Genomic DNA, 14298 nt, shown 5'->3' with positions numbered 1-14298 from the left:
GTCGCACGACCTCCTGCGGTGGGTAGCCTAGGCAGATGAGAAGTCGTGCGATTGCCGCGGCATTCCTGGCGGTAGGCATCGGACTTGCGGGGTGCGCCGCCTCTGGCGATTCCGCTGAGCCATCGACACCGCCGACGCTCACAGCCACTCAGGCTCCGACCCCCACCCCCACCCCCACCCCGACTCCTCTGACGCCCGGAGAGCAGGCAGCGCAGCAGGTCGCACGCATGACCATCGCCGAGCAGGCGGCGCTGGTCGTCATGGGCACTGCTCCTGGAACGGACGCGGCCGCTCTGGCCGACTACGTCTCGGTGGGCCCCGATGGCCTCATCCTGATGGGCGGCAACGTTCCAGCGACGCCGGACGAGCTTCGCGGTCTGACCGACACGGTTCACGCGGCATCCGATCAGGCGCTCATCGCGATCGACCAGGAAGGCGGGGACGTCAGGCGGATGCCGTGGGATGAGCTTGCTTCGTCGTACGAGCTGAAGACAGCGGCACCTGCTGAGACCCAGGCCGCGTTCGCAGCGCGGGCCGGGCTGCTCGCAGCCGCGGGGGTCGACATCAACTTCGGCATCGTCGCCGATGTTCCTCGCACGCAGGACTCATTCATCTTCGGCAGGTCGTACGGAACCGACCCGCAGGCCGTCGCGGATCGCGTCGCCGCGGCAGTGGCCGGCGAACGCGGTGTCGTCGCATCCACGCTCAAGCACTTCCCTGGCCATGGCGCGGCCGAGGGAGATTCGCACAGCGCGATCCCGACCAGTGCGCAGACACTCGCGGAGTGGCGCACGTTCGACGCGATCCCGTTCGAAGCCGGCATCGACGCGGGAGCAGAATTGGTGATGACAGGGCACCTCCGATTCCCGTCGATTGCCGCGGAACCCGCGTCGCTCTCACCCGAGTGGTATCGGATTCTGCGCGAGGACCTCGGGTTCGACGGCGTCGCGGTGACCGACGATCTGGGGATGCTCGGCTCATCCGGTGAAGTAGCGTACGCCGATCCGGTCGCGAACTCAGTCGCCGCGATCGCGGCCGGTGCGGACCTCGTGCTCATGATCGCCGGATCCACCCCAGAGACGGCCGGACAGATCATCACGGCGCTGGAACAGCGTGCGTCCACGGATGCGACGTTCGCGGAGCGTCTTGCCGAGGCAGCATCTCGCGTGCTCATGCTCAAGTCCACCCTGTGACCCGGCCGGATTTGCGGATGCTCCAGATCCCGCGCTATCGTCCACACATGCCTTCGGCTCTCAACGACTCTGCGACGCTCGCTCCGAGCGTTACCGTCGTGCGCCGACGCCGCAGCCGTCTGGGCGGACGCCGACTTTAGGCGACCCCGTGCTCCCTCCGCTCGTGCGGGTGGTCGAGCACCGGTGTCGCCGCCGCTGTCCTCCGACCAGATCAGGGATGGAAGTCCCGACCGTTAAGGTAGAACCATGACGTATTCCGTCGCCGTCTCCGGCGCATCCGGTTATGCAGGTGGCGAGATTCTGCGCCTGCTCGCAGGCCATCCCGACATCGAGATCCGCACTGTCACTGCGCATTCGAATGCAGGTCAGCCGCTCATCCAGCACCAGCCGCACCTGCGCTCGCTCGCACACCTCACTCTGCAGGACACGACTCCAGAGATTCTCGCCGGACACGACATCGTCTTCCTCGCGCTTCCGCATGGTCAGTCCGGCCAGTACACGGATGCTCTGGGAGATGTGCCATTGGTCATCGATGCCGGCGCCGACCACCGCCTGACCTCACAGGAATCGTGGGATGCCTTCTACGGCGGCCACTTCCACGAGCCGTGGGCCTACGGCGTTCCTGAGCTCCTGATCGGTGGTGACGCCAAGCAGCGCGAGAACCTGCGCGGAGCGAAGCGCATTGCTGCCCCCGGATGCAACGCATCTACGGTCAGCCTCAGCCTCGCCCCTGGTGTCGCTGCCGGGGTGATCGACCCGAGCGATATCGTCTCCGTGCTCGCCGTCGGCCCGTCTGGGGCCGGAAAGAGCCTCAAGACGAACCTTCTCGGTAGCGAGCTCCTCGGCACGGCGAACCCCTATGCAGTCGGCGGCACGCACCGACACATTCCGGAGATCCAGCAGGCCCTCAGGCAGGCTCAGGGTCCGGATGCCGCCGATGTGCGCATCTCGTTCACTCCCGTGCTGGTCCCGATGTCTCGCGGTATTCTCGCCACGTCGACCGCGCCGATCATCCCCGGTGTGACCGATGAACAGATCCGCGCAGCGTGGGAGAGCGCGTACGGCGACGAGACTTTCGTGCAGCTGCTGCCGGAGGGACAGTTCCCGCGCACCGCGGATGTGGTCGGCGCGAACACGGCGCTGATCGGCCTCGCGATCGACCGCGCGGTGAACCGGGTCACGGTGGTCACTGCCGTCGACAACCTTGCCAAGGGCACCGCTGGCGCTGCCATTCAATCCATGAACCTCGCGCTCGGCCTTCCCGAAGACCGCGCCCTCACCGTGAACGGAGTGGCACCATGAGCGTCACCGCACCTCAGGGATTCGAAGCGGCCGGAGTCGCAGTCGGTCTCAAGTCCACCGGAAAGCCGGATGTCGCCGTTGTCGTCAACCGAGGCCCGCGCAAGATCGGTGCCGCGGTGTTCACGAGCAACCGCGCCAAGGCCAACCCGATCATCTGGTCGCAGCAGGTCATCCTCGACCGCACTGTCGAGGCGATCGTCCTGAACTCGGGAGGTGCGAACTGCTTCACCGGAAGCTTCGGCTTCCAGACCACGCACCAGACCGCCGAGAAGGCGGCAGAACTGCTCGACGTCAGCGCAGGGGACATCCTCGTCTGCTCCACCGGGCTCATCGGCACGGGAGACGAAGCGTTCCGCGCCAAGGTTCTCGCCGGCACACGGCAGGCGATCAGCGAACTCTCGGCAGAAGGGGGTGACAGTGCGGCCCACGCCATCATGACAACCGACACGATCGCGAAGACCGCGGTGATCACCCGCGACGGCTGGACGATCGGCGGCATGGCCAAGGGGGCAGGAATGCTCGCACCGGGCCTTGCGACCATGCTCGTCGTCATCACGACTGACGCCGACCTCGAGGCAATCGAGGCGGACACCGCGCTTCGCGCAGCCACCGGCCAGACCTTCGATCGCCTGGACTCCGATGGATGCATGTCGACGAACGACCAGGTGACGCTGCTCGCCAACGGTGCCAGCGGCATCCGGCCCGATCTCGAAGAGTTCACCGCAGCTCTTACCGAACTCAGCGATCAGCTCGCAGCGATGCTGCAGCGCGATGCTGAGGGCGCCAGCCACGACATCACGATCTGTGTCGCGAATGCGATGAATGAGCAGGATGCTGTGGAGGTGGGCCGCTCCGTCGCCCGCAACAACCTCTTCAAGGCCGCGATCTTCGGAAACGACCCGAACTGGGGTCGTGTACTCGCCGCGATCGGCACCACCGCTGCGCAGTTCGACCCCTATGACGTCGACGTGTGGATGAACGGCGTCCGCGTGTGCACGGAGGGGGGCCCTGACCGTCCGCGTGAAGACGTCGATCTCACGCCGCGCGAGACCGATCTGCTCATCGATCTGAAGGTGGGCGACGCCGAGGCGACGATCCGCACGAACGACCTCACCCATGACTACGTCCACGAGAACAGCGCCTACTCCTCATGACAGATATTCAGGACACGCCCCCCGACGTCGCGGCAGAAAAAGCGGCGACGCTCATCGAGTCGCTCCCGTGGCTGAAGAAGTTCCGTGACCAGATCGTGGTCGTCAAGTACGGCGGCAACGCCATGGTCTCCGATGAACTGCAGGAGGCATTCGCGCAGGACATCGCGTACCTGCGTTACGTCGGCGTCCAGCCGGTAGTCGTCCACGGCGGCGGTCCGCAGATTTCGAACATGCTGGATCGCCTTGCGATTCCCAGCGAGTTCAAGGGCGGCTACCGGGTCACCAACACTGAGGCGATCAGCGTCGTGCGCATGGTGCTCACCGGTCAGGTCAATCCGCAGCTGGTCGCGAAGATCAATTCGCACGGTCCGATCGCAACAGGGCTCAGCGGTGAAGACGCCGGTCTTTTCGGCGGCCGACGCCGCGGCGTTGAGATCGACGGCCAGCAGGTCGATCTCGGCCGCGTCGGAGACGTCGTGCAGGTCGATCCCACCGCGATCTTCGATCACCTGGCTGCCGGCCGCATCCCGGTGATCTCCAGCATCGCGCCGGACCTCGACAACCCGGGACAGTCGCTGAACGTGAACGCGGATGCCGCAGCATCCGCCCTTGCGGTCGCGCTGAACGCGCGCAAACTCGTGATCCTCACCGACGTCCCTGGTCTCTACGCCGACTGGCCGAATCGGGATTCGCTGGTCTCGCACCTGAACTCGCAGCAACTCACCCAGATGCTCCCGACTCTCGAGTCAGGAATGATCCCGAAGATGCGCGCGTGCCTCGATGCGGTCGAAGGCGGAGTGGATGCAGCGGCCATCATCGACGGGCGGGTGAAGCACTCAGTACTCGTCGAGCTGTTCACCAGCAAGGGAATCGGAACTGAAGTGGTACTTGAAAAATCGGGGGTGACGGCGTGACCGTCTGGAAAGAAGATGCGGCACGGGATCTCGTACTCAATGCGGGGGAGCGCTTCGCGATGCTCACTCGCGGCGAGGGATCGCATGTGTGGGACGACGAGGGCAAGCGCTACCTCGACTTCCTCGCCGGCATCGCCGTGAACTCACTGGGCCATGCACACCCGGTGTTCGTCGAAGCCATCTCGAAGCAGGCGGCGACCCTCGCTCATGTCTCGAACTACTTCGCCACGCCTCCTCAGCTCGAGCTCGCAGCACGCCTGAAGCGGCTGGCAGGGGCTGGTCTTGAAGGCCGCGCATACTTCTCGAACTCGGGTGCAGAGGCGAATGAGGCGGCGTTCAAGCTGGCTCGCCTGCACGGCGGCAGCGATCGCCCGCGCATTCTCGCCCTGGAGAACGCCTTCCACGGACGCACGATCGGATCCCTCGCGCTGACCGCGAAGGAGTCCTACCGTGCCCCCTTCGAGCCGATGCCCGGTGGGGTTGAGCACATCCCTGCAACAATCGAGGCGCTCGAGGCTGCTCTCGATGACCGCGTCGCGGCTGTGTTCGTCGAGCCCATCCAGGGTGAGGCAGGCGTCGTCGAACTGCCGGAGGGCTACCTCGCCGCGGCGCGGTCGCTGACACTCACGCACGGCGCCCTGCTGATCATCGACGAGATCCAGACCGGAGCCGGTCGCACCGGCGAGTGGTTCGGATTCAACCACGAGGGCATCACCCCTGACGCCATCACGATGGCGAAGGGGATCGGCGGAGGCTTCCCGATCGGCGCGCTGGTGACCTACGGATCGGCAAGCGCGCTGTTCACGCCCGGGTCACATGGTTCCACCTTCGGCGGTAACCCGCTCGGCACCGCCGTTGCGAACGCGGTGCTCGGCGAGATCGAGAACGCAGGCCTCGTGCAGAACGCGGCAGCTCGCGGCGAGCAGCTGCGCGCTGTGATCCTCGGGCTCGGGTCGGACCTGGTCGACGAGGTTCGCGGACGCGGATTACTCATCGGCGTCGGCCTCAGCGCGCCTGTCGCCAGTGAGGTCGTCACCGCGGCCCAGAACCGGGGCCTCATCATCAACGCGGCGAACGCCAGCACCGTGCGCATCGCGCCGGCTCTGAACATCGGCGACGCAGAGATCGAAGAATTCCACACGCTGTTCGCTGCTGCCCTTGCTGACGTGCAGGCGGTTCTTGCAGCATCTGAGAACGAGAAGGTAACACTGTGACCCGCCACCTGCTGCGCGACGATGACCTCACCTCCGCCGAGCAGGCGGAGATCCTTGATCTCGCGATCGAGCTGAAGAAGGACCGCTGGGCTGACAAGTCTCTCGCCGGACCCCAGACCGTCGCGGTGATCTTCGACAAGTCCTCCACGCGCACCCGCGTTTCGTTCGCGGTCGGGATCGCCGACCTCGGTGGTTCGCCGCTGATCATCTCGACAGCGAGCAGCCAGCTCGGCGGCAAGGAGACCCCCTCCGACACCGCGCGCGTGCTCGAGCGTCAGGTGGCGGCCATCGTGTGGCGCACCTACGCGCAGTCCGGACTCGAAGAGATGGCCAAGGGCACCCGCGTGCCGGTCATCAACGCGCTCTCCGATGACTTCCACCCCTGCCAGCTGCTCGCCGACCTGCTCACGATCCGCGAGCACAAGGGCGACCTGACCGGGCTGACACTCACGTTCTTCGGCGATGCGCAGAGCAACATGGCGCACTCTTACGCCCTCGCGGGTGTCACCGCTGGCATGCACGTGCGCATGGCATCGCCGGCGTCCTACGCTCCGCGTGCTGATGTCGTGGAGGCCGCAGAGCGCCGCGCTGCAGAGACGGGCGGTTCGATCACGCTCTACGCCGACCCCAACGAGGCGGCGGCTGGTTCCGACGTCATCGTCACGGATACCTGGGTCTCGATGGGCAAGGAAGAGGAGAAAATCGCACGCATTCGTGACCTCGGCGGTTACAAGGTGACGAACGAGACGATGGCTCTCGCCGGTCCCGAAGCGATCTTCATCCACTGCCTGCCCGCTGACCGCGGCTACGAGGTCGACCCGGAAGTCATCGACGGTCCGCAGAGCGTTGTGTGGGATGAGGCGGAGAACCGCCTGCATGCGCAGAAGGCCCTGCTGGTCTGGCTGCTGCGTCAGAGCTGAGCAAATGAGCGGGCGTCTGCGAACGAACTGGCAGCGACTGAACGGTCCTGCCCGGATCGCCGGCGTTGATCTCGCCCGCGGACTCGCCATCATCGGGATGTTCGCAGCGCACCTGCTCGATACGGGGGATGGCTTCGTCTGGACTGACCCAGGATCGTGGACAGCCCTCGTCGATGGACGATCGTCGATTCTGTTCGCGATGCTTGCCGGCGTCTCGATCGGTCTTGTCACCGGCGGTCGCACGCCGCTGGCGGGCCCACAGATGTCGGTCGCCCGAGGGCGGGTGGCGATTCGTGCCGCGGTGTTGCTCGTCCTCGGCATCCTGCTCATCCTCACCGGGGTGCCGGTGTTCGTCATCCTGCCCGCCTACGCGATCCTGTTCCTGATCGCACTCCCGTTCGCCGGGTTGCCAGCGCGCATCATCCTGTGGGTGGCGGCGGTGCTCGCACTGATCATGCCTTTCCTTCAGCCGCTGCTTGACGAACTGCCGATCTGGCAGATGCCCTTCGGGCCGGAGCTGGACGTGTTCATCGGATGGCACTATCCGTTCACGATCTGGATCGTCTTCGTGCTCGCGGGTCTCGGCATCTCGAGAGCGGGAGTCACCAGAACCTCGGTCCAGGTGCGGATGCTGATCGCCGGCGCAGTGCTCGCGGCTGTCGGGTACGGGCTGGCGCTACTGCCAGGGGCAGAGTCAGATCCGTACTGGCGGTCGGTATGGTCGGTCGAGCCGCACTCGGCTGGCCTGTTCGAAGTCTTAGGCTCCGCGGGGTTCGTTCTCGCGACGCTGGCAATCTGCTTGCTGCTGTGCCGACTCAGCGTGCTGAAGGCGATCACGCTGCCTCTGCGTGCGGCTGGTGCCATGCCGCTGACGGCCTATACCGCGCAGATCGTCGTCTGGGCGATCGTCGCGGGAATCGCGTTGGGTAATACGCAAGATCTCGGCGGTTTCCGTGAGCTCGAGCCGTTCTGGCCGATGACTATCACCACGCTGATCGGGTGTACCGCGTGGGCGCTGTTCATCGGGCGCGGACCGCTGGAGTGGTTGCTGGATCGCGCCGCGAAGGCCGTCGTGACCTCGCAGCCCCGCCGGTAGGCTGGAACGATGAGCGAGGCGAAGCATGACGGCACGAACGAGGGCGCACTCTGGGGCGCACGATTCGCATCGGGGCCATCCCCCGAGCTGGTAGAACTCAGCCGGTCTACGCACTTCGACTGGATCCTCGCGCCCTATGACATCGCGGGGTCCCACGCGCACGCGACAGCGCTTGCGGCCGCTGGATACCTCGAGCCCGACGAAGCGCAGAAGATGCATGAGGGGCTCGATGCCGTCGCGCGCAAGGTTGCCGACGGGACGATCGTTCCGGCACCGACCGACGAAGATGTGCACGGTGCACTCGAGCAGGCGCTGATCGCCGAGCTCGGCCCCGAGCTCGGCGGTCGTCTTCGTGCCGGACGCTCGCGCAACGATCAGATCGCGACGCTCGTGCGGATGTATCTGATCGATCACGCGAAGGTGATCGCCCGCGACATTCTGCGTGTCATCGATGCACTCGTCGCTCAGGCCGAAGCGCATCCGGAGGCGATTCTTCCTGGACGCACTCATTTGCAGCACGCACAGCCCGTACTTCTCGCGCACCACCTGCAGGCGCATGCGTGGCCTCTTGTGCGTGAGCTCGAACGCCTCGTCGACTGGCGCGTGCGCGCCGGTGTCTCGCCGTACGGCGGAGGAGCGCTAGCGGGATCCACACTCGGTCTCGATCCCGATCTCGTCGCCCGTGAGCTCGGTCTGGATCGTCCGGCCGAGAACTCGCTCGACGGCACGGCAGCTCGTGATGTCGTTGCGGAGTTCGCGTTCATCACCGCGATGATCGGCGTCGACCTCTCGCGCCTGTCGGAGGAGATCATCCTCTGGAACACACGTGAGTTCGGTTTCGTCACGCTGCACGACAGCTACTCGACAGGGTCGAGCATCATGCCGCAGAAGAAGAACCCCGACATCGCCGAGCTCGCCCGCGGCAAGTCCGGTCGCCTGATCGGAAACCTGACCGGTCTGATGGCGACGCTCAAGGGCCTGCCGCTCGCGTACAACCGTGACCTGCAGGAAGACAAAGAGCCGGTCTTCGACTCGGTGAACACGCTTGAAGTCGTACTGCCTGCCTTCGCCGGCATGATCGCGACTCTGCGTTTCGATACTGCTCGCATGGCAGAGCTGGCGCCGCAGGGCTTCTCACTCGCGACGGATGTGGCCGAATGGCTCGTGAAGCGTCGGGTGCCCTTCCGTGATGCGCACGAGATCTCCGGTGCGCTTGTCCGTGCCTGCGAGGAGCGGGGGATCGGCCTCGAGGATGCAGATGACGCACTGCTCGCCGATGTCTCCGCACACTTGACCTCTGAGGTTCGTGAGGTCCTCAGCATCGAAGGGTCGGTTGCTTCGCGCACCGGCACTGGCGGAACTGCACCGGTGCGTGTCGAAGAGCAGCGCGCTGAACTGATCGCACGCACGCAGAAGGCTGCACACGCACTGGGGCTCTGACCTGGAATCGCTGATATTCCCGCGCAATAAGTGGATGACTTATATCTCGAGAATATTAGTGATAACCTCATGTCATGTCCATCGCGGTGACCGCCGACATCATCGGCTCTCGGCAACTCGCTGATCGCGTCAGCGCGCAACGAGCGTTCGACGACGCGATCGCTCGCGTCGAGCAAGACCTCCCCGTGGCGACGCAGGGTCTGCGCCCCACTGTGGGCGATGAGCAGCAGGCTGTCTATCCGAGCATCGACGCCGCACTCGGTGCGATTCTGCTTTTGCGCTTGGCTCTGCCAGACGGTGTGGAGTTTCGATATGGCATCGGCATCGGCGACGTGAACCGGGTGCCATCGTCAGCATCCGAAAAGGGCATCTCCGAAGGCCCAGGCTGGTGGGCGGCGCGCAGCGCCATCGAACACGTTGAGATGCTGCAGAAGCGCACCGCTCCTCAAGCCCGCAGCTGGATCATCGCTGACGAGAGCGTGGCAGATCAGCACGCGGATGCTGTGCGATGGGCCAACGTCTATCTGCTCACGCGCGACGAGATCGTCGGCACGATGTCTGAACGCGTGCGCCGATTGACCTACGGACGCTGTCTGTCCAGGACGCAGCGCGAACTCGCCGAGGCAGAGGGAATCACCCAGTCCGCGGTGTCTCAGGGGCTGTCGACCGCGGGTGCTGCTGCCATCGTCGAAGGCTTCCGGATGCTCGACCTGCTCTGACCGTGGCTCGGTCGGCTCAGGTCAGTGCGAGACGGATGACCGCGCCGATCACGCCGGCCCACAGCAGGCTCGCCACCGTGCCGATGATGAACCGTTCGCGAGCTTCGGGCTCGGCAAGCTCGGGGAAGCGGCCGATGCCCTTGACCGCGATGATCGCGGCGATCGCTTCTGGAAACCCGACCGCGACCGAGATCACCATGGCCACACGCTCCAGATAGCCGATCACCGTGCCGCCGCGCATGAGGGTGCGCGCGCTCTCGGGGTCGGAGGCCTGCGCGGCGATGATGAGGATGCCGCCGTCCTCGGTTTCGCGGACCCTTTTTCCTGTGGCGATATCGAGAGCCCGACGCGTGAACGGGTTGCCGCCGATTGTCGCGGCGGCGATCCCGAGCACCGCGATCAGTGCGCCGATGTAGATCGGGATTCCGGACGGTCGCACGACCACGATCGCCACCAGCGCAACCCCCGCCAAGATGCTCGCGACCGCCATCGGCATCGTCGCGGGCTTGCGCAGGGTGGCCAGCGAGATCACGAGCGCGGCGCCCAGCAGCACGGCCACGCTCGCTCCCACGATGATCGATAGCAGTGCCGCAGACATGCCGACAGCTTCGCACGAGCATCCGACATCGCGCGGAATGGTGGGGGCGAGGCGCTGATAACCTGGAACGCGTGTCGAATCCTCCTCTGACGACTGCCCCGCAGGCGATTGATCCCGCGTTCGAAAACGTGTGGGATGAACTCGTGTGGCGCGGCCTCGTCCATGTGTCCACTGACCAGGAGGCGCTGCGCGCCCTTCTCGGCGGGGACCCGGTCACGTATTACTGCGGATTCGACCCGACAGCTCCGAGCCTGCACCTCGGCAACCTCGTGCAGCTGCTGACGCTTCGCCGTATCCAGCTCGCCGGTCACAAGCCGCTCGGCCTCGTCGGCGGATCGACCGGACTCATCGGCGACCCGCGTCCCACCGCCGAGCGCACGCTGAACACCCGCGAGACGGTCGAGGAGTGGGTGGGGCGCCTGCGCATGCAGGTCGAGCGCTACCTCAGTTTCGAGGGCGAGAACGCCGCGCGCATGGTGAACAACCTCGACTGGACCGCGCCGATGAGCGCAATCGACTTCCTGCGTGAGATCGGCAAGCACTACCGCGTCGGAACGATGCTCAAGAAGGATGCCGTCGCTGCGCGGCTGAACTCCGATGAGGGGATCAGCTACACGGAGTTCAGCTACCAGATCCTGCAGGGCATGGACTTCCTCGAGCTCTACCGCCAGTACGACTGCGTGCTGCAGACCGGCGGATCGGACCAGTGGGGAAACCTGACCAGCGGCACCGACCTCATCCGTCGTGCCGAAGGCGTCTCCGCGCACGCGATCGGCACTCCGCTGATCACCAACAGCGACGGCACGAAGTTCGGCAAGAGCGAGGGCAACGCGATCTGGCTGGATGCCGAGATGTGCAGCCCATACAGGATGTACCAGTTCTGGCTGAGCACCGCTGACTCCGACGTCATCGAGCGTCTGAAGATCTTCACATTCCTCACCCGCTCCGAGATCGAAGAGTACGAGAAGCTCGTCGAGACGGAGCCGTTCCGCCGTGCCGCGCAGAAGCGCCTCGCTCTCGAGGTCGTCGCGACGGTGCACGGGGCGGATGCCACGGCTGCCGTCATCGCGGCATCTGACGCGCTGTTCGGTCAGGGCGATCTGAGCACGCTCGATGCTGCCACTCTGCGCTCGGCACTCGATGAACTCCCGAACGCCACGGTTGCCGTGGGCACCTCCGTGGTCGACGCGCTTGTTGCGACCGGACTCGTCGTGAGCCTGTCCGAAGCGCGCCGCGCGATCGCACAGGGCGGTGTCTCTCTCGACGGTGTCCGCATAGAAGACGAGACCGCCGCAGTGCAGGGAACCCTGCCAGGAGGAGTGTCAGTGCTGCGCCGCGGCAAGAAAACCCTCGCTGGCGTGTTCATCGGCTGACGCTTGCCGTTCACACCGAGTCACGCGGTCGTCGCGCTGCCGTTCCTGCGCACACCGCTGGTTCCGGCAGCAATCGCGATCGGGGCGATGACCCCGGACCTGCCGCTGTTCCTGCGTGGCTTCGGGGTGACCTACTCGTTCACGCACAGCTACGCGAACATCGTCTGGACCGCCGTCGTCGCGCTCGGACTGTTCCTGCTGTGGCGCGTGGTGCTGCGACCAGCGGCGGGGGAGCTCTCGCCGACGTGGCTGGCGCGACGGCTTCCCCCCGAGTGGGACGAGGTCGGTTCCGACGCTCTGAATGATGCCCTCGGCATCGGACGACGATGGACCTACGGGCTGTGGCTCACGGTATCCCTGCTGTTGGGCGTCCTCTCGCACATCGTGTGGGACTCGTTCACGCACGAAGGGCGGCTGGGTCTGCAGCTCATCCCCGGGCTCGACGAACAGTGGGGCCCGCTGCAGGGTTATAAGTGGCTGCAGCACGGGTCGAGCGTTGTCGCTCTTCTGGTGCTCGGCGTCTACGCGCTGATCTGGCTGCGACGTGCTGAAGCCCGGCCGGTGCGAGTGCGCAGGCTGCGGCCGTGGGTGCGGATCGTCTGGTGGCTGTCGCTGCCGATCATCCTCATCGCCGCATGGAGCATCGGCTACGCGACGCTCGGACCATTCACCGCTCAGTTCACGCTCCAGCACCTGGCGTACCGCACGCTCCCTGCCGCTTGCGGGGTCTGGGCCATGCTCACTCTCGCGTTCTGCGTCGGGCTCACCATCGTGGGGCGTCCGAAGCCCACAGATGCGGTGCCGCGAAGCTGAATCCCGGCAGCGCTGATCGCACCGTTGTCACCGTGTGCTCCTGCACGGCGAAGTCTTCGAGGTGATCCGAGGGATCGATGGCGACCTCGGCTTCTGGGGCCACGCGCCGTGGCATCCCGAGCAGCTCGGCGGCGATCCGGCGAAGCGATGTGCTCACCTGCCAGGTGCCGCCCTCGACTCTGCGACGCGCGAGAACAGCGCAGATGCCCGCCGCGAGCAGATACCCGGCACTGTGATCGAGGGCCTGGGCGGGCAGCACACCGGGGGTCTTGCCATCGACCGATTCGATCATTGCGATTCCCGACTCCGCTTGGACCAGGCTGTCGAAGCCGACGCGGTTCGGATATTCCGTACCCCACGCCGTCAGCTGCGCGATGACGAGACCCGGATGCCGCCGTGCAAGAGCTGCCGGGGAGAGGCCGAGCCGCTCCATGGTCGCCGCGCGATAGCCGAGTATGACCACGTCGGCCTGCTGAAGGAGAGATTCCATCTGGGGGTCTCGCGCATCGAGCAGCGCGGAGCGCTTGCCATGACCGGTGTCGAGATGCTGCCAGCCGATCTCAGGGAGGTCAGGTGGATCAATGCGCAGCACATCAGCACCGAGCAGCGCGAGCGTTCGTGTGCAGACGGGACCAGCGATCACACGCGTGAGGTCGAGAACGCGGATGCCGCGGAGGGGGGACATCGCCTCTGCCTGTGCACCACCTTGAGGACGAGAGTCCGTGCTGATCTTGTTGATGTCGATAAGCGCAGTGGTGCGCAGCGCAGCATCTGTCTTTCGGTCCTCCGGGTTTACGAGGACGGCGAGGCCGCCGGCGTGGGCAACGCGCGCTACCGCTTCTCGACCAGTCATCGACGCGATGATTGCTTCGATGTGTTCTGGCGAAGCGCTCTTACCGAGATCGAGCGCTTCGCGGAATGCGCGCGCGTGGTGCGGGTAGTTGCCGTGGCTTCGTATCCACCCGTCTGATGTGCGCCAGAAGCGGGAGTACGGCGACCACGCGCTCTGCGTCTTTCCATCGAGGCGAAAGAAGCGGTCGCTGCGATAGGCCATGGCGATCCGGGCTGGGTCGGGTATTGCAACGGGGCAGTGCGCGGAATGCGCGGCGGTGCCAGCTGCGACCACGCTGGCCCAGGCGAGAGATGCAGTGTCAAGACGCGAGGGAAGAGGCACCCTGCAGGGAGGATCCGGTATGTCGATCTGTGCGTCTGCGAGCATCAACCTCATGGCGCGATCGTACTCTTTCGCCCGAAATCTACGCTGACCAGGAGCAATGGCGCGGAGCGACCATCGAGACACGCCCGGGATCTCACCTGGATTTGCCGAGATCCCGCATTCCACGTAAATTATTACTTGTTCGCCCCACAGGGTTGAGAAAGGGCCAAGGCTCACCTCCCCTCAAGTGGCGGACCACCTCCCAGAAACAGAAACTCACCTCGTGAGATCCTGCATCTGGGATGCTCTGTGGTTCCGCAGATCGCACCGAGTTCGCTCGGATCGCCGATTTGACAAACGGAAGCCACGGGGTAAGATTGAGAAGTTGCCCTGCGGGCCTGGTTGT

At 65.5% G+C, this 14298-nt stretch carries 13 protein-coding genes; 11 read left to right on the top strand and 2 right to left on the bottom strand.

Annotated elements, in window-relative coordinates; all coding sequences use genetic code 11:
• Positions 1-35 precede the first annotated feature (35 nt).
• From ACTU6V_RS12545 to ACTU6V_RS12505, 9 genes are all read left to right on the top strand, one after another.
• Positions 36-1193, top strand: a complete 1158-nt coding sequence (locus ACTU6V_RS12545; RefSeq protein WP_443475742.1) for a glycoside hydrolase family 3 N-terminal domain-containing protein — start codon at positions 36-38, stop codon at positions 1191-1193.
• 246 nt (positions 1194-1439) lie between these two features.
• Complete coding sequence (gene argC / locus ACTU6V_RS12540; RefSeq protein WP_443468877.1) at positions 1440-2495, top strand: N-acetyl-gamma-glutamyl-phosphate reductase; 1056 nt, start codon at positions 1440-1442, stop codon at positions 2493-2495.
• Positions 2492-3649, top strand: a complete 1158-nt coding sequence (argJ, locus tag ACTU6V_RS12535; protein ID WP_443468876.1) for a bifunctional glutamate N-acetyltransferase/amino-acid acetyltransferase ArgJ — start codon at positions 2492-2494, stop codon at positions 3647-3649. The genes argC and argJ overlap by 4 nt, the downstream gene beginning before the upstream one ends.
• Positions 3646-4563 carry an acetylglutamate kinase gene (argB, locus tag ACTU6V_RS12530; protein ID WP_443468875.1) on the top strand — a complete coding sequence of 306 codons (918 nt, stop codon included), beginning with the start codon at positions 3646-3648 and terminating at the stop codon, positions 4561-4563. The genes argJ and argB overlap by 4 nt, the downstream gene beginning before the upstream one ends.
• Positions 4560-5777, top strand: coding sequence for an acetylornithine transaminase (locus ACTU6V_RS12525; protein WP_443468874.1), 1218 nt, complete (start codon positions 4560-4562; stop codon positions 5775-5777). The genes argB and ACTU6V_RS12525 overlap by 4 nt, the downstream gene beginning before the upstream one ends.
• Positions 5774-6697: an ornithine carbamoyltransferase gene (argF, locus tag ACTU6V_RS12520; protein ID WP_443468873.1), complete on the top strand. Its 924-nt coding sequence runs from the start codon at positions 5774-5776 to the stop codon at positions 6695-6697. The genes ACTU6V_RS12525 and argF overlap by 4 nt, the downstream gene beginning before the upstream one ends.
• Positions 6698-6701: 4 nt before the next feature.
• Positions 6702-7793 (top strand): DUF418 domain-containing protein, encoded by a 1092-nt coding sequence (locus ACTU6V_RS12515; protein WP_443475741.1) that lies wholly within the window; start codon positions 6702-6704, stop codon positions 7791-7793.
• A 9-nt stretch (positions 7794-7802) separates the two neighbouring features.
• On the top strand, positions 7803-9233 hold the full coding sequence (gene argH / locus ACTU6V_RS12510; RefSeq protein WP_443475740.1) for an argininosuccinate lyase: 1431 nt from the start codon (positions 7803-7805) through the stop codon (positions 9231-9233).
• Between the two features lie 74 nt (positions 9234-9307).
• Positions 9308-9952, top strand: a complete 645-nt coding sequence (locus tag ACTU6V_RS12505; protein ID WP_443475739.1) for a SatD family protein — start codon at positions 9308-9310, stop codon at positions 9950-9952.
• A 16-nt stretch (positions 9953-9968) separates the two neighbouring features.
• Here ACTU6V_RS12505 and ACTU6V_RS12500 read toward each other — a convergent pair whose 3' ends face one another.
• Complete coding sequence (locus tag ACTU6V_RS12500) at positions 9969-10550, bottom strand: hypothetical protein (protein ID WP_443468869.1); 582 nt, start codon at positions 10548-10550, stop codon at positions 9969-9971.
• Positions 10551-10621: 71 nt separating this feature from the next.
• On the opposite strand from ACTU6V_RS12500, the gene tyrS reads away from it, so the two are divergent.
• Positions 10622-11923, top strand: a complete 1302-nt coding sequence (tyrS, locus tag ACTU6V_RS12495; protein ID WP_443475738.1) for a tyrosine--tRNA ligase — start codon at positions 10622-10624, stop codon at positions 11921-11923.
• 3 nt (positions 11924-11926) lie between these two features.
• Complete coding sequence (locus ACTU6V_RS12490; protein WP_443475737.1) at positions 11927-12736, top strand: DUF4184 family protein; 810 nt, start codon at positions 11927-11929, stop codon at positions 12734-12736.
• On the opposite strand, the gene ACTU6V_RS12485 is transcribed toward ACTU6V_RS12490, so the two are convergent.
• Positions 12687-13964, bottom strand: coding sequence for a CoA transferase (locus ACTU6V_RS12485; protein ID WP_443475736.1), 1278 nt, complete (start codon positions 13962-13964; stop codon positions 12687-12689). The genes ACTU6V_RS12490 and ACTU6V_RS12485 overlap by 50 nt on opposite strands.
• Positions 13965-14298: the final 334 nt, after the last annotated feature.

This window comes from Microbacterium zouquanmingi (genome assembly GCF_052266675.1).
Taxonomy (GTDB): Bacteria; Actinomycetota; Actinomycetes; order Actinomycetales; family Microbacteriaceae; genus Microbacterium.
This window is presented reverse-complemented; position numbering and strand designations above follow the sequence as displayed.